The organism is Hydrogenophaga sp., from assembly GCF_011772445.1.
Taxonomy (GTDB): Bacteria; Pseudomonadota; Gammaproteobacteria; order Burkholderiales; family Burkholderiaceae_C; genus Hydrogenophaga.
Map to the genome: position 1 here is coordinate 41,400 of NZ_WVZN01000032.1, position 22,685 is coordinate 64,084.

At 70.2% G+C, this 22,685-nt stretch carries 21 protein-coding genes and 1 riboswitch; of the genes, 13 read left to right on the forward strand and 8 right to left on the reverse strand.

Annotated elements, in window-relative coordinates:
* Positions 1-36: 36 nt before the first annotated feature.
* Positions 37-276: a hypothetical protein gene (locus GTO19_RS13685; RefSeq protein WP_291021784.1), complete on the reverse strand. Its 240-nt coding sequence runs from the start codon at positions 274-276 to the stop codon at positions 37-39.
* A gap of 233 nt (positions 277-509) precedes the next feature.
* On the opposite strand from GTO19_RS13685, the gene GTO19_RS13690 reads away from it, so the two are divergent.
* The 5 genes from GTO19_RS13690 (at position 510) to GTO19_RS13710 (ending at position 7,413) form a co-directional block, all read left to right on the forward strand.
* Entirely contained in the window at positions 510-2,933 is a 2,424-nt protein-coding gene (locus GTO19_RS13690) for a DUF1631 family protein (RefSeq protein WP_291021785.1), read from the forward strand.
* Positions 2,934-2,978: 45 nt separating this feature from the next.
* Positions 2,979-4,232, forward strand: coding sequence for an MFS transporter (locus tag GTO19_RS13695; RefSeq protein ID WP_291021787.1), 1,254 nt, complete (start codon positions 2,979-2,981; stop codon positions 4,230-4,232).
* Complete coding sequence (locus GTO19_RS13700) at positions 4,229-5,935, forward strand: thiamine pyrophosphate-binding protein (RefSeq protein ID WP_291025868.1); 1,707 nt, start codon at positions 4,229-4,231, stop codon at positions 5,933-5,935. Before GTO19_RS13695 ends, GTO19_RS13700 begins: the two co-directional genes overlap by 4 nt.
* Before the next feature lie 190 nt (positions 5,936-6,125).
* Entirely contained in the window at positions 6,126-6,749 is a 624-nt protein-coding gene (locus tag GTO19_RS13705; RefSeq protein ID WP_035622028.1) for a LuxR C-terminal-related transcriptional regulator, read from the forward strand.
* A gap of 10 nt (positions 6,750-6,759) precedes the next feature.
* On the forward strand, positions 6,760-7,413 hold the full coding sequence (locus tag GTO19_RS13710; RefSeq protein ID WP_291021792.1) for a Crp/Fnr family transcriptional regulator: 654 nt from the start codon (positions 6,760-6,762) through the stop codon (positions 7,411-7,413).
* Between the two features lie 24 nt (positions 7,414-7,437).
* Here GTO19_RS13710 and GTO19_RS13715 read toward each other — a convergent pair whose 3' ends face one another.
* The 4 genes from GTO19_RS13715 to GTO19_RS13730 form a co-directional block, all read right to left on the reverse strand.
* Entirely contained in the window at positions 7,438-9,381 is a 1,944-nt protein-coding gene (locus tag GTO19_RS13715) for a S8 family serine peptidase (protein WP_291021794.1), read from the reverse strand.
* A 61-nt stretch (positions 9,382-9,442) separates the two neighbouring features.
* A complete protein-coding gene (locus tag GTO19_RS13720) occupies positions 9,443-10,414 on the reverse strand; it encodes a phosphatase PAP2 family protein (protein WP_291021795.1) in 972 nt (323 codons plus the stop codon).
* Between the two features lie 164 nt (positions 10,415-10,578).
* Positions 10,579-12,366, reverse strand: coding sequence for an adenylate/guanylate cyclase domain-containing protein (locus GTO19_RS13725; protein WP_291021797.1), 1,788 nt, complete (start codon positions 12,364-12,366; stop codon positions 10,579-10,581).
* 183 nt (positions 12,367-12,549) lie between these two features.
* A complete protein-coding gene (locus GTO19_RS13730) occupies positions 12,550-13,014 on the reverse strand; it encodes an SWIB/MDM2 domain-containing protein (RefSeq protein ID WP_291021799.1) in 465 nt (154 codons plus the stop codon).
* A 275-nt stretch (positions 13,015-13,289) separates the two neighbouring features.
* Here GTO19_RS13730 and rraA point away from each other — a divergent pair, with 275 nt between their 5' ends.
* The gene (gene rraA / locus GTO19_RS13735) at positions 13,290-13,787 is read left to right on the forward strand and encodes a ribonuclease E activity regulator RraA (protein WP_291021801.1); all 498 of its coding nucleotides are present in this window, start codon (positions 13,290-13,292) and stop codon (positions 13,785-13,787) included.
* A 341-nt stretch (positions 13,788-14,128) separates the two neighbouring features.
* Here rraA and GTO19_RS13740 read toward each other — a convergent pair whose 3' ends face one another.
* The 3 genes from GTO19_RS13740 to GTO19_RS13750 form a co-directional block, all read right to left on the reverse strand.
* Entirely contained in the window at positions 14,129-14,944 is an 816-nt protein-coding gene (locus GTO19_RS13740; protein ID WP_291021803.1) for a sulfite exporter TauE/SafE family protein, read from the reverse strand.
* Between the two features lie 272 nt (positions 14,945-15,216).
* Positions 15,217-15,627 carry a cell division protein ZapA gene (locus GTO19_RS13745; protein WP_291021805.1) on the reverse strand — a complete coding sequence of 137 codons (411 nt, stop codon included), beginning with the start codon at positions 15,625-15,627 and terminating at the stop codon, positions 15,217-15,219.
* Positions 15,624-15,851 (reverse strand): DUF904 domain-containing protein, encoded by a 228-nt coding sequence (locus GTO19_RS13750; RefSeq protein WP_291021839.1) that lies wholly within the window; start codon positions 15,849-15,851, stop codon positions 15,624-15,626. The genes GTO19_RS13745 and GTO19_RS13750 overlap by 4 nt, the downstream gene beginning before the upstream one ends.
* A gap of 53 nt (positions 15,852-15,904) precedes the next feature.
* A riboswitch (cobalamin riboswitch) is annotated at positions 15,905-16,166 on the forward strand.
* Positions 16,167-16,240: 74 nt separating this feature from the next.
* Here GTO19_RS13750 and GTO19_RS13755 point away from each other — a divergent pair.
* Genes GTO19_RS13755 through cobO form a run of 7 tightly spaced genes read left to right on the forward strand, consistent with a single transcriptional unit; the run spans position 16,241 to position 22,683 of the window.
* The gene (locus GTO19_RS13755; protein WP_291021807.1) at positions 16,241-18,058 is read left to right on the forward strand and encodes a TonB-dependent receptor; all 1,818 of its coding nucleotides are present in this window, start codon (positions 16,241-16,243) and stop codon (positions 18,056-18,058) included.
* A gap of 9 nt (positions 18,059-18,067) precedes the next feature.
* Positions 18,068-18,889 (forward strand): ABC transporter substrate-binding protein, encoded by an 822-nt coding sequence (locus GTO19_RS13760; RefSeq protein ID WP_291021809.1) that lies wholly within the window; start codon positions 18,068-18,070, stop codon positions 18,887-18,889.
* Entirely contained in the window at positions 18,882-19,448 is a 567-nt protein-coding gene (gene cobU / locus GTO19_RS13765) for a bifunctional adenosylcobinamide kinase/adenosylcobinamide-phosphate guanylyltransferase (RefSeq protein ID WP_291021810.1), read from the forward strand. The genes GTO19_RS13760 and cobU overlap by 8 nt, the downstream gene beginning before the upstream one ends.
* Positions 19,445-20,317 (forward strand): ABC transporter substrate-binding protein, encoded by an 873-nt coding sequence (locus tag GTO19_RS13770; protein WP_291021812.1) that lies wholly within the window; start codon positions 19,445-19,447, stop codon positions 20,315-20,317. Before cobU ends, GTO19_RS13770 begins: the two co-directional genes overlap by 4 nt.
* Entirely contained in the window at positions 20,314-21,318 is a 1,005-nt protein-coding gene (locus GTO19_RS13775) for an iron ABC transporter permease (protein WP_291021815.1), read from the forward strand. Before GTO19_RS13770 ends, GTO19_RS13775 begins: the two co-directional genes overlap by 4 nt.
* Positions 21,315-22,076 carry an ABC transporter ATP-binding protein gene (locus GTO19_RS13780; RefSeq protein WP_291021816.1) on the forward strand — a complete coding sequence of 254 codons (762 nt, stop codon included), beginning with the start codon at positions 21,315-21,317 and terminating at the stop codon, positions 22,074-22,076. The genes GTO19_RS13775 and GTO19_RS13780 overlap by 4 nt, the downstream gene beginning before the upstream one ends.
* Before the next feature lie 25 nt (positions 22,077-22,101).
* Positions 22,102-22,683: a cob(I)yrinic acid a,c-diamide adenosyltransferase gene (cobO, locus tag GTO19_RS13785; RefSeq protein WP_291021818.1), complete on the forward strand. Its 582-nt coding sequence runs from the start codon at positions 22,102-22,104 to the stop codon at positions 22,681-22,683.
* Positions 22,684-22,685: the final 2 nt, after the last annotated feature.

Here is a 22,685-nt window from a genome sequence, read left to right on the forward strand (position 1 = left end):
CCGGGCCGGGTGCCCTGGGACGACGGCCGGCGGCGCTCAGGCCGCCTCGTCGTCGGTCTCGGCCAGTACCGGCACCTGGACGTCTTGCAGGTAGCCCTGCGCGGCCAGCCGGCGGGCCAGGTCGCGCACGTCCTCGCCCAGCAGGCGCGAGAGTTCGCGCAGGCTGCGCCGGCCATTGGCCATCAGCAGCAGGGTGTGCGCCCGGCGGTCCAGCCCGTCGGGGCGGGCCAGCGCCTCCCAGGCGCGCGGCGTTTTCGTGTACAGCTTGCCTTCCATGTCACGGCGAGGATGCACCAACGGCGTGACCTCGCGATGAAAGCACGCCTGGCCGTCAGACAAATTCAAGAACCGGGCCAACCCGGCTTCCCGCCGTCCGCGCCCCATCGGCGACCGATTGGAACCCCAAGGGGTACCCCTGTCCGGAAAACGGCCGATCACCACATCGATCACATCTGACGACGCTATAACCGTGACCTGCATCACGTGACGATTGCAGGTCCCTCGCCCCCATGACCGTTCCCTCTCCCTTGTTGGAGCAGTGCTTCGAGGAAGCCATCCGCCACGCGGCCCCCATGCTGGGCCGCTGCATCGACGTGGGCGTCTCCTCCCTGCAGAACGAGGAGAAGGAGATGCGCGAGGTGGCCGCGCGGGACCGCGCGGCGCGGTCCTGGTTCGCGCTGCTCAAGCACCGCAACGCCTGGGGTCCCAGCTTCGCGCAGCGCCTGAAGGCCGCGTTGCGCACCGGCTACAACGAGGGCAACACCTCCAGCCTGGCGCTGCTGTCCAACACCGAGCTGCTGGCCCTGGTGGACGACAACGCGGTCGCCGAATCCATCGAATCCGCCAAGCTGCTGCAGAACCTGCTGCCCGAGGTGGAGCAGGCCCTGGCCGTGCTGGACGCGCGCATGAGTTCGCTCATCGGTCTGGACACCGTGCATGCCGAGAAGAACCCGCTGCGCCCCTCGGTGTACGTGCGGGTGCTGCGCGAGCTGCTGGCCGCCAGCGAGAACGACGCCGAGGTGCGCACCCTGTGGATGCGCCACCTGGCCCCGGTGCTGGGCCGCGAACTGCGCGGCCTGTACGAAAACCTGGCGCTGATGCTGCAGCGGGCCAACGTGCAGGAGGCCAGCTACCGCGTGCGCCTGGTGGCCGACCCGCAGGCCACGCGCCCCACGCCGCCCAAGCGCGACCTGCTCGACTTCGAGTTCACCCCCGGTGGCGTGGCCACGGAAGGCCACGCCCCGGCACCGGCCCAGCCGGCCTATGGCCTCATGCCGGCCATGGGCGACCTGGCCCGCGCCCACCCCACCATCGACCACGACGTGATGCAGCAGTTCCTGCAGCACGGCGGCGAGGAGTTCGAGCAGTCGCTGGACGAGCAGTACTACCGCCAGCTCGACCGCGAGATGGCGGCGGTGAAGGCCGAGGCCGCGCTCCCCGTGCTCGACGACGTCGTGCTGGAAGAGGAGCGCACGCGCTTTCGCGACCTGCCGGTGGTGGACCGGCCCGCGCGCGGCGTCAGCATCGGCTCGCAGCTCAACCAGCAGGACTGGGGCGACTTCGCCAGCGCCGTGCGGCGCTCGCGCGAGCTGCTCGACCTCAAGCGCCAGGCCCGTTCCGTGGGCCAGGCCGTGGGCCTGGACGTGGTGCGCAAGCTGGTCAACCAGGTCGCCCGCGACCCGCTGCTGCTGGCGCCGGTGCGCGAGGCCGTGGTGGCGCTGGAGCCCGCGCTGCTCAACCAGGCGCTCACGCAGCCGCGTTATTTCAACGAAGACGCCCACCCGGCGCGCCGCCTCGTCGAAAGCGTGGCGCAGCGCAGCTTCCGCTACAACGACGAGTTCAGCGAAGAGTTCGAGTCCTTCTTCGGCCCGGTGCGCGACGCGTTCCGTCAGCTCAACGAACGCGCCAGCAAGGAGCCCAAGGCCTTCGGCGAGGCGCTGGACAAGCTGCGCGGCCACTGGCGGTCGCAGGACGAGCGCGAGCAACAGCAGCAGAAGGACCGCCTGCACGCCCTGCGCCACGCCGAGGAACGCCAGGCACTGGCCGACCGCATCGCCTGGGACCTGAGCCAGCGCGCCGACGTGGAGAACGCGCCGGGCTTCATCCTCGACTTCATCTACGGCAGTTGGGCGCTGGTGCTGGCGCAGGCCGAAATGGGCCTGCCCGACAGCCAGAACGACCTCAACGCCTACCGCAAGGCCGTCACCGACCTGCTCTGGAGCATCCGCAAGGAAGTGACCCTGCGCCGCCCGGCCGACCTGTTCCGCATCATCCCCGGCCTCATCAAGACCCTGCACCAGGGCCTGGACGCCCTGGGCAAGACCCGCGACGAAACCAAGCCCTTCTTCGACGCCCTGATGCGCCTGCACGAGCCGGTGCTGGGCCTGCGCCGCGCCAAGGTGCGCAGCGACTCGGGCCATTCCGATCCGATCCCGCTGGAGCAGATCGTCGACCCGACCGTTTTCGACGAGTTCGCGCCGGCCACCCCCGAGCAGCGCCTGCCCAAGGCGGCCGCGCAGCCCTGGCTGGGCCAGAAGGAACTGGCCGAGGCGGGCTTCGAGGACACCCTGGCCTCCGACCTCGGCGGCCTGCATGGCGAGGTCGACTCCGACAGCATGCCCCTGGGCGGGGAGGGCGAGGCGCTGGACGCCGAGCAACTGCTGATGTCGCTGCGCGAAGGCACCTGGGTCGACCTGTATTCGCATGGCGAGTGGCTGCGCGCCCAGCTCATCTGGGCCAGCACGCGCGGCACCCTGTTCATGTTCACCAGCCGGGGCGGGCGCGCCCACTCCATGACCAAGCGCGTGTGCGTGCGGCTCATCCGCAACCGCTGGCTGCGCCCGGTCGAGGCCCGGCCGGTGGTGCAGACGGCGCTGGAATCGGTGCTGGCGTCGGGTGCGCCCCCGGTGCTGGAACCCGTGAGCGTGCAGTAACCGTTCGCGCACCCGCGTGGCGCGGGCTGGGTACCATCTCGGCCCATGACTTCCGCCGCCGCCGCCCTGGGCACGCTGCCCCCTGCCCATCCTGCCCCGCTCAAGCAAGACGCCGCCGTCATCGGTCTGGTCGGCCTGGCGCACGGCACGTCCCACTTCTCCCACATGCTGCTGGCGCCGCTGTTTCCGGTGTTCATCCGGGACTTCGGCCTGGGCTTTGCCGACGTGGGCCTGCTGATGACGGTGTTCTTCGTCATCTCGGGCATTGGCCAGGCGTTGTCGGGCTTTCTGGTCGACCGCGTGGGCGCGCGCCCGGTGCTGTTCGCGGCCATCAGCTGTTTCCTCGCCGCCTCGCTGGTGGCTTCTCAGGCCACGGGCTACTGGGGGCTGATGGCGGTGGCCGTGCTCGCGGGCATCGGCAACGCGCCGTTCCATCCCTGCGACTTCACCATCCTCAACCAGCGCGTCTCGAATGAGCGCCTGGGTCACGCCTTCAGCGTGCACGGCGTCACCGGCAGCCTGGGCTGGGCGCTGGCGCCGGTGTTCCTGGTCGGCATCACCAGCATGAGCGACTGGCGCACCGCCTACTACTCGGCGGCGCTGCTCTACCTGGGTGTGCTGGCGCTGCTCTGGTGGCAGCGCGACAAGCTGCTGACCCAGGTGGTGGTGCGCGCGCCCGCGGCGCCCGGCGCGGCCAAGGCGCGGGACCTGGACTTCCTCAAGCTGCCCGTGGTCTGGTGGTGCTTCGCCTTCTTCCTGCTGTCCACCATGACCTTGGCCGTGGTGCAGAGCTTCGTGCCGTCCATCCTGCAGGCGGTCTACGGCACCTCGATGGAGGCCGCCACCTTCACCGTCAGCGCCTACATGCTGTGTTCGGCCGTCGGCATGTTCGTGGGCGGCTTCGTGGCGGTCTACGGCCAGCGGCGCCGGATCAGCAGCGACACCGTGCTGGCCTGGGGCATGGGCCTGGGCGCGCTGCTGATGCTGCTGTGCGCCACCGGCTGGTTCGGTGAGGCCGGCACCATGGTCGTGCTCGCCGCCACGGGCTTTGCGCTTGGCGTGGCCGGGCCCAGCCGCGATCTGCTCATCAAGCGCGCCACCCCCAAGGGCGCCACGGGCCGGGTCTACGGCACGGTCTACTCGGGCCTGGACGTGGGCTTCGCGCTTTCGCCGCTGGTGTTCGGTGTGCTGATGGACCACGGCTGGTACGCGGCCACGCTGGCCGGCGGCGCCGTCGTGCTGGCCCTGTCGGCCTACGCCGCGCTCGGCGTGGGCAAGCGCGTGGAGGCGACCCGATGAGTGCACCGATGAAACTCGCTGGCCACCTCCTCGTCGAGTGCCTGATCGAACAGGGCGTCACGCACGCCTTCGGTGTGCCGGGCGAGAGCTTCCTCGCCGTGCTCGACGGCTTTCACGCGCACGCGGACCGCATCCGCTTCGTCACCAACCGGCAGGAAGGCGGCGCCGCCTTCATGGCCGAGGCCCAGGGCAAGCTCACCGGCCGCCCGGGCGTCTGCTTCGTCACGCGCGGTCCGGGCGCCACCAACGCCTCGATCGGCGTGCACACGGCCTTCCAGGACAGCACGCCGATGGTGCTCTTCGTGGGCGACGTGGCCAGCGACGCGCGCGACCGCGAGGCCTTCCAGGAAGTCGACTTCGCCGCCTTCTTCGGCCCGTCCACCAAGGGCATGGCCAAGCGCGTCGAGCGCATCGACGACGCCCGCCGCATCCCCGAGTACGTGGCGCGCGCCTTCGCCACCGCCATGAACGGGCGCCCGGGCCCGGTGGTGCTGGTGCTGCCCGAGGACATGCTCACGCACGAGGTGGACACCGCGCCCTTGCCGCGCGTGGAGCCCGTGCAGGCCTGGAGCGACCCGGGCGCGCTGCGCGAGCTGCGCAGCCTGCTGCTGGCGGCCGAGCGGCCCTTCGTCATCGCCGGCGGCGGTGGCTGGACGCCACAGAGCGCCGCTGCCTTGCAGCGCTTCGCCGAGGCCTGGCGCCTGCCCGTGGCCAACGCCTTCCGCTTCCAGGACTGCTTCGACAACCACCACGCGCAGTACGCGGGCGACGTGGGCCTGGGCATCAACCCCGCGCTGGCGCGGCGGGTGCGAGAGAGCGACCTGCTCATCGCCCTGGGCCCGCGCCTGGGCGAAAGCACCACGGGCGGCTACACGCTCATCGAAGCGCCCGTGCCGAAGCAGAAGCTGGTTCACATCCACGCCAGCGCCGAGGAGTTGCACCGCGTCTACCAGCCCGCGCTCGCCATCCAGGCCAGCATGAACGCCGCCGCGCGCAGCCTGGAGGTGCTGAGCCCGCCGCCCAGCCTGCCCTGGGCCGACTGGACGGACGCCTGCCACGCCGACTACCTCGCCAACATTCACCCGGCCAACGGCGGCGTGCAACTGCCCGGGCCCATCGACATGCCGGCCCTCGTGCACACCCTGCAGCGGCTGCTGCCGGCCGACGCCGTGCTCACCAACGGCGCGGGCAACTTCGCGAGCTGGCTGCACCGCTTCTACCGCTACCCCGGCCTGGCGCGCGGCCACAAGACGCAACTGGCGCCCACCAACGGCGCCATGGGCTATGGCGTGCCGGCCGGCATCGCCGCGTCCATCCTCACCGGGCGCACCGCCTTCACCATCGCGGGCGACGGCGACTTCCTCATGAACGGGCAGGAGCTGGCCACCGCCGTTCAGCACGGCGCGCGCAGCATCGTGCTGCTGCTGGACAACGGCACCTACGGCACCATCCGCATGCACCAGGAGCGCGAATACCCCGCGCGGGTGAGCGGCTCCAACCTCAACAACCCCGACTTCGCGGCCCTGGCGCGCGCCTACGGCTACGCCAGCGAGCGCGTCGAGCGCACCGCCGACTTCGAGCCCGCCCTGCAGCGCGCGTTGGCGCACCCGGGCGGCACGGTCATCGTGGTGCCGCTCTCGCCCGAGGTGATCACCACCCGGGGCACGCTCACGGCCATTCGCGAAGCCGCCCTCAAGCGCTGAATCCGGCGCCGAGCCCGCCCCGGCCGCGGGGCGGAATGTGAATACATCACAGGTTTAGACCCCAACACGGCACAGTATCCAGCGCCTGTCAGTGAAAAACTTTCCGTCATACGGAGGTATTCATATGCGACAGGCAACTGACACGGTTTGGGGGAGCAGCACGCAGTTTTCGACGGGCGAGGCCAGGGCCTTGAGCCAGGCCCACCTGCTGCGGGTGTTCGACGAGGTGGACTACGGCATGCTGCTGCTCGACCCGCAAGGGCGCATCCTGCACGCCAACCACCTGGCGCGCCACGAACTGGCGCAGCGGCGCGTGCTGCGCGCCTGCAGTGGCAACCTCATGGGCAGCAGCGCCGAGCACAGCGAGCGCATCCAGCAGGCGCTGGACGCCGCCAGCCGCGGCCAGCGCCGCCTGCTGCTCATGCGCGAAGGCGAGCGCGACCTGTCCATGGCCTTCACGCCGCTGTCGCACCCGCTGGAAGACGACACGCCCACCGTGCTGGTGCTGCTGTCGCGCCAGAGCGCCAGCGACAACCTGGCCGTGCGCATGTTCGCCCGCGCCCTGAGCCTGAGCCCCACCGAGGAGGTGGTGATGCTCGCCCTGTGCCGCGGCCTGGACGTGCAGGAGATCGCCGCCGAGAACGGCGTGGCCATCTCCACCGTGCGCAGCCAGGTCAAGACCTTGCGCGAGAAGGCCGGCGCCAGCAGCGTGCGCCGCCTGCTGCAGCGGGTGAACAGCCTGCCGCCCGTGGTGCCTGCCTTGCGCATCATCACGCCGGTCGCGCACAATCCGGTGGCCTACTCCCACCCGTAGCCACCACCGGATGCCCTTAGCCAGCGCTTCGACTTTCCCCTCGCAGAACACGCAGCACATCGAAGCACTGGCCGCGCAAGGGATCCAACGCCGCTATCGCCGCGGCGCCTTGCTCATTCAGGAAGGCGAAACCGGCGACACCCTGTACATCGTGCTGCAAGGCCGCCTGCGCGCCTACGTGGCCGACGCCTCCGGCCGTGAACTCACCCTGGGCCTGTACGGCCCGCTCGAGTACGTGGGCGAGATGTCGCTCGACGGCGGCCCGCGCTCGGCCAACGTGGAGGCGGCCGAGGCCAGCACCTGCTCGGTCATCACGCGCGAGCGCCTGCTGGCCTACATCGCCGAGCACCCCGAATTCGCCTTCGAACTCATGGCGCGCCTGATCCGCCGCGCGCGCCTGGCCACCGAGAGTGCGCGCAGCGTGGCGCTGATCGACGTCTATGGCCGGCTGGTGAAGCTGCTCAACAGCTGGGCGCTGGAGCCGCAGGACGAAGACGGCGCGCGTCCGCTTCGCGAGCGCCTGACGCACCAGCAGATCGCGCAGCACCTGGCGTGCTCGCGCGAGATGGTGAGCCGGCTGTTGAAGGACCTGGAGAACGGCGGCTACATCGCCGTGCGCGAGCGGCGGATCTGGTTGCTGAAGAACCTGCCGGCGCGGTGGTGAGCCACCGGCAGGTTCCGTCCGTGTTCAGCTCAGGCCGTTGAGCAAGCGCCGCGCTTCCTTCGGCGCCGACGAGCTCGTGCCCGCCAAGCGAACCGAACTGCCGCTCAGGCTGCCCGTGCTGCGCACCCCCCACAGCGCGGGGTTGTCGTCGCACGCGGCCAGGGTTTCCGGCACCAGCTTCACGTCGGGCCGCTGCGCGCGCGCCGGGCCCGGGTCGGGCCGCTGCGGCGAGTAGCGCGCGAAGCGCGAGAGGTTCTGCGGCCCGTTGTCGGCCACGCGCGTGCCACCCGCGCTGACTGTGCGCCGCCCGGTGGACAGGCTGTTGAACACGCCGCTGCGGCGGATGGCGGTGGGGTTGCCAGGCTGGTCCACCCAGCCGTTCAGGTTGCCCTGGGTGTCGTAGAACCGGTCCTCCAGATACGACTGCCGCCCGCCCGTGTGCAGCCCGAGGGCGATGTCGTCGCGCTCCACGTAGGCGTCGAACACCACGGCGCTGCGGCCCCGGTTGCGCAGCGTCACCGTCCACACGCCGCAGGGGGCCAGCGGGTGGTCGTGCTCATGGCTCCCCGTGCATTCCAGCGCCAGCAGCGCGCAGGTGCCGCGCTCCCCCAGTGCGCTTCGCGTGGGGTAGATCAGGGTCCACAGCGGCTGGCCCTGCGCGTCCGTCCACATGCCCGACTGGCCCTGTGTCAGCGTCACCGCCTGCTCCGGACGGTCCGGCGGTGCGACGCTCAGGCTCACGCCCTCGGCGCCATCGGGCAGCCAGATCTCCAGGAAGCTCTGCGTGTGGTCGTCGGGCTGGATGCGCCAGTGCAGCGGCAGCGACTCGCCCGGTGCGAGCGTGGCGTTGGCGTGCGTGCGGCCCTGGTAGCCGTTGCCGGCGGGCAGGGTGATGCGCAGGCGCCCGCCGAGCTTGTCCACCAGCTCGTCCATGGCCGCTTCCAGCAGCGAACTGCCGTCGTGCGGCCCGGCCAGGGTGCCCCAGCTCACGTTGACCACGATGTCGGCGTCGTCCGCGCAGCGCGAGACGATGTACACCAGGCCGTCGAGCACGCTCACGTTCATCGCGCCGCCGGAGGTGTCGAGCACGTTGGCCCAGTCGAGCTGCACGGCCACGATGGCGCTGCGGCTGGCGGCGTCGTCCAGGCCCGGGTCGAGCGGGCCGCCGGGCGCGGTGGCCAGGCCCGTGACGTGGGTGCCGTGGTTGACCGGGTGCGACAGGTCCCAGAGCTGCACGTACTGGTACAGCGCTTCCTCGTCCACCTGGCCTCGGCGCGTGAACTCGGCCCGCACGCGGTCGATGTCCTCGCGGCTCAGTTCGTGGCCGTAGCCCATGTCGTCCGGCCGAGGGCCGGCGCGGCGCGGGTCCAGCGGCACGCGGCGGTGGCCGGGCGTGCCGGGCCAGCGGCCGCCGTAGAAGTTGTCCTGCCGCCAGAAGTGCCGCACGCGCGTGCGGCCCTTGCTGTCGAGGAAGGCTGAGTTGGCGACGGCCAGGCCGCCGTCGATGACGCCCAGCACCGGTCCGCGCACGCGCTGGCGCGGCGGCCGTGGCTGGCACTGCGGCGTGCAGAACTCGCTCAGGCCCAGCGGCAATTGCTCGACGGGCAAGCCCAGCTCGAAGCGCTCGATGAGGCCCCGCAGCGCGGGCCGGGTGCGCCATTGCCGGAAGAACTCGCGCGAGACGCGCGCGCTGCAGTGGCGCAGGCCGGGCACCAGCAGGTAGGCCTGTGGAATGCGCAGCCAGTCGGCCGACGTGGCGTCCACGAGCTGGCGCACGTCCACGCCCTCGCGCAGGCCGATGACCAGGGGGAGCCACTTGAGTTTTTCGCGCTCACGGCCGTGCACCTGGTACCCCATGAAACCGTCGGCCTCGGCCCACGCCAGGTACGGGTCCATGCCGTTGATGGCCCCGGGCGCGGACCAGTCGATGCCCGTGAATTCACCCCTTGGCAGCGGGCTCCAGCTCATTGGAAAGCCTCCGCGCAGCGCGCTGTGGCGCGAGCGCCTTCGAGCGGTCGTGCGCCGCTGCTCATGGCCATTCCTTCACGGCTTCTTCCCACAGCCAGTTCAGCAGCGGGGCCTCGCCCACGGCGCGGGCGCGCGGGTCGCGGGTGTAGGGGTAGCCGCTGGCGTGGTCCATGGGGTCGTTCAGGCTGAAGTCCTTGGGCGCGCCATCGGGCTCCTGGAACAGGGCCGAGTTGAAGCCGCGCGCGTGCACCTTGCCACCCGTGGCGCGCGCCACGATGAACTCGGCCAGCGCGGTGCCCAGCAGGCGGCCCGCGGCGCTGTCCACCGGATAGTGCACGCCGGCCACGGTGCGGTTGATGGCGATGCGCGCGGCCAGGCGCTGCAACTGCTCGCGGCTGGCCACGCCGTTGCCGGGGTGGCGCGCGGTGGTGGGCGAGCCGGCGTCCAGCAGGGCCTGCAGCAGCGTGGCGGCCAGGAAGGCTTCGGTGGAGTGGCCACTGGGCCAGGCGCCGTGTCCCGGGGTCGGGATCATGGGCTGAATCTGCGGCGAGAACTCCACCGGGCGCGTGGTGGAGAAGATGAACTTGAAGCGCTGGGTGACACTGGCCGCGAGGTTGAAGGCCACCTCCAGCAGTTGCAGCGTCTTGCCGTGGCGGTGCGCGGTGAGGCCCACGACCGAGCTCCAGAAGGCGATGGGGTAGCCCATCTGCTCGACGATCTCGAGCGAGCGGTCGGTGCGCAGGTCGGCGTAGGCGGCGACGAGCGAGAGCTGCTTCTTGAGCAGGGCCTCGTCGGGACCCTTGAGGGTGACGAGGGTGTGCGGCGCGCCCTGGCGCGTGTACTGCAGTTCGGCGCGGTACTGGCGCGCGTTGGTGCCGAAGCTCAGGCCTTCCATGAGCTCGGAGCCGATGGCCTGTACGCGCGGGCCGTCGGCCCAGCGCTTGAGGTTGGTCGGGTCGTTGAAGGCGGGCCATTTCACCTTCAGCGTCGGGCCGTCGTAGGGGCCGACGATGGCGGCGCGGGAGAGGGTCAAGGCGTCTGCAGACGCGAGGTAGGGCACTGCGCCAGCAGGTGCGCCATAGCCCCCGCTGTAACCGCCACTGTATCCACCGCTATAGCCGCCACTGTATCCACCGCTATAGCCGCCGCTGTAACCACCACTCATGCTGTCCTCCTTGAATAAATGATTGATTCGAATCAGTGAATGGGCAGGCCCAAGGCCTTGAGCACCCTTGCGCCATGCTGGCGCAGACGACTCTCCCGACCTGATGCCAGATAACGATCAAGCGTCAGGTCGGGTTGGAGTTTGAGAATGGTGTCCAGTGTCTTGCGGGCCCCTTCGACGTCACCGATTTCGTATTGGGCAATGACGTATGCGCGAAGCGTTGGCAAGTGGTAGCAGTTCTTCTGCAAGGAAACGCGGCACTGTTCTGCTGCCTGCTCGTGTTGACCCATCGAGAGGTAGCAGTTCGCCAGCATCATTTCGAAGTAGTACTTTTGCGGATCGAGTGGGGAAAGGTGCAGTGCCGTTTCTGCCTCGACCACGGAGTCCTGAGCGGTGCCCCACATGGTGGACCAGACGCTGCGGTATAGCCAGGCCATCGGGTCGTTGGGGTTGTTGAGTGTCGACTCGAACAGCAATTGCCGCGCAGCGTCGATATCGGCGCCCAGATGGCACAGCGCATGCCCCTTGATCGCCATCGCCAGCGAGCTGTGGGGCTCCAGGTCCAGCGCGCGATCCGCCACCGCGATGGCCGCGCGGAAGGTCTGCGCCGGCTCGGGCGCCAGGCCCTGCACCACCTGCATGATGTGCCACTTCGCCAGCCAGGCCCAGGGCGTGGCCACGCGTTTGTGCCGGTCCACCACGGCCTCCAGCAGTTGCTGGCTGCGCTGCAGGTCGCGCGGCGTGGAGCGGTGCATCAGCGTGATGCCGCCCAGCATCAGCGCGTTGCTGTCGAGCTGCGGTACCGGCAGCACCAGCGTGCGCTGCACCATGTGCTGCAGCAGGGCCTCGGCGCAGGCCTCGCTCAACTGGTGAATCAACTGGCTGTCGCTTTGCAGCAGGTCCATCACCTCGCCGGCCAGGCGCTCGGCCCACACCACCTCGCCGCGGCGGTTGTCGCACAGCTCGGCGTTGATGACGACCTTGTCGCCATAGCTCACGTAGCTGCCGCTCAGCGTGTACGCCGCCTCCAGCCGCTGGCCCACCTCGGCCGCCGTGGCCTGCCGGCCCCGGAAGGCGCTGGTGGACAGGCGCGAGATCACGCGCAGGTCGGGACTGCGCGAGAGCTGGGTGATCACGCCGTCGGCCAGCAGCTCGCCGATGACGTACTGCTCCTGCGAGTGGCTGCGCGTCTCGAAAGGCACCACGGCGATGCTGGGGCGGAAATCGCTGGTGGCGGCCTCGGGCGCGGGCATGCGCGGCACCGCGCCTTGTGCGGAGACGGGTGTCACCGTCCAGGTGCGCACCGGCTCGGGCCAGTGCTTCAGGTAACTCTCGCCGCGGTCCTGCACCTCGGCGTCGATGCCGACCACGATGGCGTCGTACACGCTGGCGGTGACCACGGTTTCGCCCGGCGTGGCCAGGTCGGCCACGCGGGCGGCCAGGTTCACGCCCTGGCCGTAGATGTCGTTGTCGTCGACGTAGAGCTGGGTGGCGTTGAGCCCGGCCCGCAGGTGCAGTTGCTGCGCCGCCGGCAGGTTCTGGTTGGCCGCGTCGAAGTGGCGGTGCAGCGCCAGCGCGGCGCGCACGGCCTGGGCCGGGTGCTCGAATTCGGCGAGCAGGCCATCGCCCAGGCTCTTGACCAGGCGCCCGCCGTGCGGGGGGAAGACCTCGGTGGTGGCGTGGTGCACGAAGCCGCGCCACAGGCGCACCACCTGCTCTTCGTTGTGCGCCATCAGGCGCACGGACTCGACGAGATCGATCACGAGCACGGTCTTGTGCTGCACCGGCGGCAACTCCACGGCCTGGCCAATGGGCGGCACAGCAGGCTCGGAAGAGAAGGGCGCGGGAGAGGGGACCATGCGGGCAAATGTGACCAAACGATTCAGTTTCGCACAATCGATATCGCGCGATGAGGCCAATCGCCGATGAACGCTCAGAAACGACAAAGCCGACGGGGCGTCGGCTTTGTCGGGTTCACCGCCGTTTCAAGGGCGGTTGGGGGATCACTTGAGGTGATCGTTGACGAGCTTGGTCATCTCGAACATGGAGGCCTGGGCCTTCTTGAAGATTTCCTTCAGCTTGGCGTCGGCGTTGATCATGCGCTTGTTGACCGAGTCCTGCAGCTTGTTCTTCTTGATGTAGTCCCACACCTTCTTGGTCACCTCGGTGCGCGGCAGCGGGTTGCTGCCGACGATGGCGGCCAGCGCGGCGCTGGGGGTCAGGGCCTTCATGAAGGCGGCGTTGGGGGTTCGCTTCTTGGCGGGGGCCTTTTTCGCGGGGGCCTTCTTCGCGGCGACCTTCTTGGCCGGAGCAGCGGCTTTCTTCGCCGGGGCTTTCTTGGCCGGAGCGGCCTTCTTCGCCGGAGCGGCTTTCTTGGCCGGGGCGGCTTTCTTCGCCGGGGCCTTCTTGGCCGGAGCGGCCTTCTTCGCCGGAGCCTTCTTCGCGGCGGCTTTCTTCGCAGTTGCCATGGTTGATTTCCTTCTAGAAGTTGATGTATCGCTGGTGGAGAACGCGCTCTCTCACAAGCGTCATGATGCTAATGGAGTTGCACGCGGCTTCCAAGGAGGAAGACGCGCTTTTGCAAGGGGTGGCCCGCGGTAAACGGCGCTTTTTGGCGCGGAAAACAACACTCCACGGGGGTGTGTGCGCCAGCGAGCGCTCCAGAGCGAGCGCGCAGGCGCGTGGGGCCGGTGCTTGTCTTCGACAATGCGCGCGTGCCGAAACCACCCATGAGGAGCCTGCCATGAACCCTGCTTCCCCCGCCACCTGCGATCTTTGCGACGCCCACAAGGCCGACGACAGCGGCGCGTTTCGCGTGCTGCCGCCGGTGTGGCGGCACTTCGGCGCGCGCCGCGCGTTCCATGGGCTGGTGAGCACGGTGAAGTGCTTCGAGGACAACTCGCTGGTGAAGGCGGCGGTGGAGAGCGCCGGCGAGGGGCGCGTTCTGGTGGTGGACGGCGGCGGCTCGCTGCGCCGCGCGCTGCTGGGCGGCAACCTGGGCGCGGCGGCGGCGCGCAATGGCTGGGCGGGGGTGGTGATCGACGGCTGCGTGCGCGACGTGGCCGAACTGGCCGCATGCGATGTGGGCATCTGTGCGCTGGCACCGATGCCTTTGCCGACCGAGCGGCGCGGCGAAGGCCAGCGCGATGTCGCGGTGCGCGTGCAGGGGGTGTGGGTTCGTCCGGGGGACTGGCTCTACGCGGACGAGGACGGGGTGGTGGTCAGCTCCGTTCGGCTTTGAGCTGGGTGGCTGGCGGTTGTGGCGCTTGCTTGCCTACTCCTCGCGAAGCTCGCAGCCACTGGGTGCCTTGTTCCGCGAATGTCCCCCGCCAAGGGCTGCGCCCTTGGCTCCTCCTTTATTTCGCTACACAAGGCACCCAGCGTCTGCGAGCCACAGACACGGTGGCGCACCAACGGACCGAGTGCCAACGAGGTCGTCGGTGATCGGGTGTCCGGCGTAGCGACATAAAGGCGGAGGAGTGGAGCGCGTCAGCGATCCGCTCCGGGGGACAGTCGCGGAGCCGGACACCCGAGCGCCGATGACCGGGGTAGTCGGAGAAAACCCGGAGAACCGAGGAAGCCTCAGCCCATGAGCCCCTTCCAGAGCATGTACGCCGCCAGCAGATAGAGGATGCCCGCGAACACCCGCTTGAGCGAGGCGATGGGCAACGCATGCGCCGCGCGAACGCCGAGGGGTGCCATCAGCACGCTTGCGCAGGCGATGACCACCAGCGCCGGCACATAGATGTAGCCCACCGAGTTGGCCGGCAGGTTGGCCACGCCCTGGCCCGACACCACGTAGCCCGCCGCGTTGGCCAGTGCGATGGGAAAGCCCAGCGCCGCGCTGGTGGCCACCGCGTTGTGGATCGGCACGTTGCACCAGGTCATGAAGGGCACCGACACGAAGCCGCCGCCCGCGCCCACGAGGCCCGACAGAAAGCCGATGACGCCGCCCGCGCCGAGTTGGCCGGCCGTGCCCGGCATGGTGCGCGTTGGCTTGGGTTTGCGGTCCAGCAGCATCTGCGTGGCAGAGAAGCCCACGAACAGCGCGAAGAACAGCGCCAGCCACGAGCCCTTGAGCAGCGCGAACACGCCCATGCTCGCCACCACGGCGCCCAGCACGATGCCCGGCGCCAGGCGCTTGACGATGTCCCAGCGCACCGCGCCGCGCTTGTGGTGCGCGCGCACGCTCGAGATGCTGGTGAAGATGATGGTCGCCATCGAGGTGGCGATGGCCATCTTGACGGCCAGGTCGGGCGCGACGCCGCGGCCGTTGAGGATGAGGGTGATGAACGGGACCATCAGCATTCCGCCGCCGATGCCCAGAAGGCCCGCGAGGAATCCGGTCCCCACGCCGAGCAGTGCGAGCTCGGCGATCAACAGGGGTTCAAGTGGCATGAAAGGTGTCTGCAAGTGAGTGCCGGGCCGTTAGCCTGAACCGGGGTTCAGGTGGGCGAGGGCAACGCGGCTTCGGGTTCGTCTGACGCGAGACGCTCGCACCAGCCGCGCAATGTACCAAGCCCGGGCTCAATGAGCATTGGTTCAAGGACATGAGAACCCGGCACACACTGCAGACGGACGCAATTTTAGGAGCAGTGCAAAACCCCTGCGGACCATCGGTCGGTGCGTGTGCGCGTGCTGATGGGCGGCGCGCGGTCACGCGGATTTCATCAGAGCAGCCGACCGTCCTTGTCCAGCGTCTGGTCGAGCCGGCGCATGAGGTCTTCGACGCGCGAGAGCGTCTGCGGATCGATCGGGTCCTGGTCGAAACTGCCGCCGGCTTCGGCGAAGGCGCTGCCTTCCGCCTGCGCGAAGGAAGAGGCCTGGAACTGCTGGGCCTCGGCCTCGCGCTCGGCTTCCTTGCGCTCCAGTTGCGACAGCTCGAACGCCAGGTTCAGCGAGGCCAGCACGGCGATGCGGTCGCGCGCCTTGACCTTGCCCGCGTCGCGGATGCGGCACATGGCGGTGTCCACGCGCTCCACGGCGTCGAGCAGCGCGGCCTCGCCGCCGTCGGGGCAGGACAGCAGGTAGCTCTGCCCCATGATCTGCACTTCGATCTGCTTGTAGCCGGGCCGGTTCATGTGCGCTCCTTGCGTTCGTCGGCACCTGCGCCGGGCAGCCGTTCGAGCAGCGCGTCGATGCGCGCGCGCGCCGCCATGAGCCGCGATTTCAGCGAATCGCGTTCGGCCTGAAGCGCGTGCACCTGCTCGACGAGCAGGGCGTTGGTGCGCTGCAGCTCTTCGTGGCGCAGCAGCAGCCGCTCCACCTTGTCGGTGATCTGGTCGATGGGCGAGGGCACGGCCATGGTCTTTGCGTGGCGAAGGGCGTGGGGCATTGTAGGCGTCACCAAAGGCTTTGCTTAGAATCGCCGGCGTTGGTGCTCGCGGCGTGGTTCACGCGCCGCGGTTAAACGGGAAGCAGGAGGGCGCGCTGCCAGCGGCGGCGAACCTAACCTGCGCTGCCCCCGCAACGGTAAGCAGACGAGATGGCCGGCGGCTCCAAGCCGCCGGATGCTCTGCCCCCCTCACACCGCCACTGGCCGGCGCCTTGTGCACTGGCTGGGAAGGCGAGGGGGGTTGGTCTGTCAGCCCGGATACCGGCCAGCACGGTGGTGGTGCGTCGCAAGGCGCGCCACCGTGACGCCCAGGCACCGTCGGGGAAGGCGGTGAGGGCAGCCCTTCTGTTTCCACAACCATGAAATCCCGTGTTCCGTCCTGGCGCCTGGCCGCCCTGACGCTGTCCCTGTCCGCCGCTTTTCCGGCGCTTGCGCAGGGCACCGCCCCCGCGCTCTCCGAAACCGTCGTCACCGCCAACCGCACGCCCACGCGGGTGGACAGCCTGGTGAGCGACGTCACCGTCATCGAACGCGCCGACATCGAGAAGATGGCCGGCCAGACCCTGACCGAGGTGCTGGTGCGCGCCGCCGGCGTGCAGATGGCCACCAACGGCGGCCGCGGCAAGAGCGGCAACATCTTCATCCGCGGCGCCGAGTCGCGCCACACCATCCTGCTGATCGATGGCGTGCGCTACGGCTCGGCCACGGCGGGCACGCCGGTGTGGAGCGGCCTGCCACTGGACGCGATCGAGCGCATCGAAGTGCTCAAGGGCCCGGGCTCCTCGCTGTACGGCAGCGACGGCGTCGGCGGCGTGGTGCAGATCTTCACGCGCAAGGGCCGCGAGGGCTTCCACCCCAGCGCCTTCGTCACGCTCGGCAGCGACAGCTTCTCGCAGGTGGGCGCGGGCCTGAGCGGTGGCAGCGGTGGCGTCACGTACGCGATCGACGCCTCCACCCTCAACGACGGCGGCTTTTCCGCCACCAACCCCACGGTGCAGTTCGGCAACCACAACCCCGACCGCGACCCGTTCCGCCAGCGCTCGCTCAACGGCTCGGTCGGCATCGAACTCACGCGCGACTGGAAGCTCGACGCCGGCGTGTTGTATTCCGAGGGCACCAACCACTACGACGACGGCCCGGGCCGCGACACGCACGACGACTTCCGCTCGCAGGTGCTGCGCGCCGGCCTCAGCGGCAAGGTGCTGCCGGGCTGGAGGACGCAATTCCAGGTGTCGCAAAGCGAGGACTACGCCAGGTCCATCGTCGCGTCCTTCTTGCCCAGCCACTTCGGCACGAAACAGAACCAGGTGCTCTGGCAGAACGACATCGACACGCCGATCGGCGTGGTGCTGGCCGGCGTGGAACGCCTGGAGCAGAAGGTCGACAGCGCCACGCGCTACGACGTGACCGAGCGCAGCATCAACTCCGCCTTCCTGGGCCTCAATGGCGAAGCGGGTTCGCACAGCTGGCAGCTCAACCTGCGCAACGACCGCAACTCGCAGTTCGGTGACAGCAGCACCGGCTTCGTGGGCTACGGCTACCGCCTCACGCCCTCGCTGCGCGCGCACGTGTCGCACGGCACCAGCTTTGTGGCGCCCTCGTTCAACCAGCTCTACTTCCCCGGCTTCGGCACGCCCACGCTGCAGCCGGAAGAGGGTCGCAACACCGACGTCGGCCTGAGCTGGTCGCTGGGCGGCCACACGGTGAAGGCGGTCTACTTCGACAACAAGATCCGCGGCTTCATCCCCTCGGGCCCGCTGCCGGCCAACGTGCCGCGCGCGCGCATCGAAGGCTGGACGCTGGGCTACGACGGCAGCGTGGGCGCCTGGGCACTGCGCGCCTCGCTGGAAAGCATCGACCCGCGCAACGAGGTGACGGGCCGGCTGCTGCCGCGCCGCAGCAAGACGCAGGCCACGCTGGGCGCCGACGTCGGCGTGGGCGCCTGGAAGTTCGGCGGCACCCTGCTGCACGTGGGCGACCGCTTCGACGACGCCAACAACAGCTTCAAGCTGGACGCCTACACCACGCTGGACCTGCACGCCGACTACGCGGTGTCGAAGAACTGGACCGTGCAGACCCAGTTGCGCAACATCACCGACGAGGACTACCAGACCGTGCGCGGCTACAACCAGCCGGGCCGTGGCGTCTTCGTCACCCTGCGCTGGGCGCCGAAGTAAATTCGCCCGATGGCCAGTGACTTCTCCCGCGCGCCCACGGGCCCGCAGCGCATCGTCTGCCTCACCGAGGAGACCACCGAGTGGCTCTACCTGCTGGGGCAGGAGTCGCGCATCGTGGGCATCTCGGGCTACACGGTGCGCCCGCGCCGCGCGCGCGAGGAGAAGCCCAAGGTCAGCGCCTTCCTGAGCGCGAAGATCGACAAGATCCTCGCGTTGGAGCCGGACTGCGTGTTCGGCTTCTCCGACCTGCAGGCCGACATCGCGTCGGCGCTGATCCGCGCGGGTGTGCAGGTCACCGTCTTCAACCAGCGCAGCGTGGCGCAGATCCTGGACATGCTTTTTCAGGTGGCCGCGATGGTGGGCGAGGCCGAGCAGGGCCAGGCCTGGATCGCGCGCACCCAGGCGCGCCTGCGCGAGATCGCCGAGGCGGGCCGCGCGCTGCCGCGCCGCCCGCGCGTGTACTTCGAGGAATGGGACGATCCCTGCATCAGCGGCATACGCTGGGTGTCCGAGCTGGTCGGCATCGCGGGCGGGGACGACTGCTTCCCCGAACTGGCCGCCATGCCGCTGGGCAAGGACCGCATCATCGGCGAGCCTCTGCGCATCGTCGAGCGCGCTCCCGACATCGTGGTCGGCTCCTGGTGCGGCAAGAAGTTCCGGCCCGAGCGCGTGGCCGCGCGCGACGGCTGGCAGCATGTGCCGGCCGTGCGCGACGGCGAACTGCACGAGATCAAGTCCGCCGACATCCTGCAGCCCGGCCCGGCCGCGCTCACCGATGGCGTGGAGCAACTGCACCGCCTCGTGCTGGACTGGAGCGCTCGCCATGGCTGAAGCCATCGCCCGCAGCGAGTTCATCCTCGGCGGCCAGCGCAGCGGCAAGTCGCGCCGCGCGGAAGCGCTCGCGCGCCAGTGGCTCGACGCCGACGGCACGCACCGCGCGGTGCTGGTTGCCACCGCCCAGCCCTGGGACGAAGACATGCGCGCGCGCATCGCCCGGCACCAGCAGGACCGCGCCGAGCGCGTGCCCGGCATGGCCACCGTGGAGGCCCCGCTGGCCCTGGCCGAAACGCTGGGGGACCTCACGGCGCCCGACACCCTGGTGGTGGTGGACTGCCTCACGCTCTGGCTCACCAACCTGCTGATGCCGGCGCAGGGCGGGCCCGCCGATGCACAGGCGCCCACGCAGCAATTGCTGAACGCCATCGAGACCGCGCGCGGTCCCGTGGTGCTGGTGGGCAACGAGATCGGTCTCGGCGTCATCCCCATGGGCCGCGAGACCCGCGCCTTCGTCGACGCGCTCGGCGGCCTGAATCAGGCCGTGGCGCGCGCCTGCGAGCGCGTCACCTTCATGGCGGCCGGCCTGCCGCTCACCCTGAAAGCGCCGCGATGACGCGCCCGAGCCTGTCTTTCCTGTTCGTCCTCTGTCTTGCATGGCTCGGCGCCGCCCAGGCCGCCGAGATCCGCGTCACCGACGACCGCGGCGTCGCCGTGAGCCTGCCGCGCTCGCCGCAGCGCATCGTCTCGCTGCTGCCATCGCTCACCGAAACCGTGTGCGAGCTGGGGCAGTGCCACCGCCTGGTCGGCGTGGACCGCTACTCCAATTTCCCCGCCTCCGTGCGCGCCTTGCCGCAGACCGGCGGCGGGGTCGACCCCAACATCGAGGCCATCGTGGCGCTGCGGCCCGACGTGGTGCTGGCCGCCACGTCCTCGCGCGGCGTGCAGCGGCTGGAGTCCTTCGGCCTGAAGGTGCTGGCGCTGGAGCCGCGCACCAGCCGCGACGCCCAGCGCGTGATGGGCGTGCTGGGCCAGGTGCTGGAGGTGCCCGACGCGCAGCGCATCTGGCGCGCCATCGACGCGGGCGTGTCGGCCGCCGCGCAGTCGCTGCCGCCCGCGGCGCGCGGCCTGCGCGTGTACTACGAGGTGAGCAACGGCGGCTACGCGGCGGGGCCGCAGTCCTTCATCGGCGAACTCATGGACCGCCTGGGGGTGAAGAACATCGTCACGCCCGAGCTCGGCCCCTTCCCGCGCATCAACCCCGAGTACGTGGTGCGCGCCAATCCCGACCTGATCATGATCGGCAAGCGCAACGTCGCCGGCCTGGAGCAGCGCCCCGGCTGGCAGGGCATGCGCGCCTTGCGCGAGCGGCGCGTTTGCGTGTTCACCGCCGACGAGTCCGACGTGCTGGTGCGCCCCGGGCCGCGCATGGCGGAGGCCGCGCGCTTGATGGCGCGCTGCATTCAGGACAAGGGATTGACATGAACGGCCGGGCCCACAGCCTGTGGCTCGGCGCCGCGCTGCTGCTGGGCGCACTGCTCGTGCTGCTGCTCGGCGCGGGCGTGGGCAGCACAGGCTTCGACAGCGTGCTCAACGCCCGCCACGACCCCGTGGCCTGGCAGATCCTGTGGGACATCCGCCTGCCGCGCACCCTGGGCGCCTGGCTGGCGGGCGCGCTGCTGGGCCTGGCCGGCGCGGTGGCGCAGGGCCTGTTCCGCAACCCGCTGGCCGATCCGTACCTGCTGGGCAGCGCCTCGGGCGCGGCGCTGGGCGTGGCCGGCGCGCTGATGCTGTTCGGCGCGTCGACGCTGGCCACGCAGTGGGTGGTGCGCCTGGGCCTCACGGGCGCGGCCTTCCTGGGCGCGGTGCTGGGCGTGGCGCTCACCCTGACGCTGGCCAAGGGCGTGCAGCAGACGCTGCGCCTGCTGCTGGCCGGTGTCATCGTGGGCGTGGTGCTGGGCGCCGCGCGCGACCTCATCACCATCGCCGAGCCCGACACCCTTCAGGCCATGCAGGGCTTCATGCTGGGCAGCACCGGCTTCGTGGGCTGGGCCGCCTGCGGCGTGATGGCGGCCATGCTGCTGATCGCCGTGCTGGTGGCCGCGGCGCTGGGCCGGGTGCTCGACGGCCTGGCCCTGGGCGAATCCACCGCGCGCAGCCTGGGGCTGCCGCTGGCTGCCGTGCGCGCGGTGCTGGTGGGCGTGCTGGCCCTGGCCACCGGCGCCGCCGTGGCGCAGACCGGACTGATCGCCTTCGTCGGCCTGGCCTCGCCGCACCTGGTGCGCTCCATCGTCAAGACCACGCACGGGCGCCTGGTGGTGCTGGCGGCTTTCATGGGTGGGCTGCTGCTGATGGCGGCCGACGTGCTGGCGCGCTGGGTGATCGCGCCGCAGGAATTGCCGGTGGGTGTGCTCACGGCGGTGCTGGGCGGCAGCTACCTGCTGTGGCTGATGCACCGGCGCGGCGCACCCGGGAGCCTCAAGTGAGCCCCGCACTGCAAGCCAAAGGCATCGGCGTCTCGCTCGGCGGCGTCGAGGTGCTGCATGGCGTCGACCTGAACCTGCCCGCCGGGCGCTGGACCAGCGTGGTCGGCCCCAACGGCGCGGGCAAGTCCACCCTGCTCAAGGCCCTGGCCGGCCTGCTGCCGCACAGCGGCCAGGCCGAACTGCTGGGCCGGCCCTTCAGCGCCTGGCGCGGTCGCGAACGCGCCCGCGCCCTGGCCTGGCTGGGCCAGGGCGAGAGCGGCGCCGACGACCTGAGCGTGTGGGACGTGGCCATGCTGGGCCGCCTGCCGCACCAGCCCTGGCTCGCGCCGCCGTCCGACGCCGACCGCGTGGCGGTGGAACAGGCCCTGCGCGCCACTCAGGCCTGGGACTGGCGCGAGCGCGCGCTCGGCGCGCTCTCCGGCGGCGAGCGCCAGCGCGTACTGCTGGCGCGCCTGCTCGCGGTGAACGCCGACGTGCTGCTGATGGACGAGCCCCTGGCCAACCTGGACCCGCCGCACCAGGCCGACTGGCTGCAACTGGTGCGCGAACTGGTGGCGCAGGGCAAGACCGTGGTGAGCGTGCTGCACGAGATCGGCCTGGCCCTGCACGCGGACCAGATGGTGGTGGTGGCCGGTGGCCGCGTGCGCCACCAGGGTGCCTGCGACGACGGCACCACGCACCGCGCCCTGGAAGCGGTGTTCGACCACCGCATCGCCATCCACCCGCTGGGCGAGCAGTGGGTGGCGCTGCCTCGCTGATACTTCTTTCCCGACGGAGCCTCGCATGCAGATCGAAACCCCACCCAGCGCCAAACCCTACGACAAACCCGAGGGCGAGCGCCGCGGCCTGCTCATCGTGAACACCGGCGACGGCAAGGGCAAGAGCACGGCCGCCTTCGGCCTGGCGCTGCGCGCCTTCGGCCGCACCCACGTGCACGGCAAGGGCGTGCGCATCTTCCAGTTCATGAAGGTGCCCAGCGCGCGCTTCGGCGAGCACCGCATGTTCGAGCAGCTCGGCCTGCCCATCGAGGGGTTGGGGGACGGCTTCAGCTGGAAGAGCCAGGACCTGGAGCGCTCCGCCCAGCTCGCGCGCGACGGCTGGCAGCGCGCCAGCGAGGCCATCCTGAGCGGCGAGAACTTCATGGTCGTGCTCGACGAACTCACCTACCCGCTGATCTACGGCTGGCTGCCGCTGGAGGCGGTGGTGGACACGCTCAAGGCCCGTCCCGCCCATGTGCACGTGGTCATCACGGGCCGGCGCTGCCCGCCCGAACTCATCGAACTGGCCGACACCGTGACCGAGATGACCAAGGTCAAGCACGCGTTCAACGCCGGCGTGCCCGCGCAGCGCGGCATCGAGGACTGAGC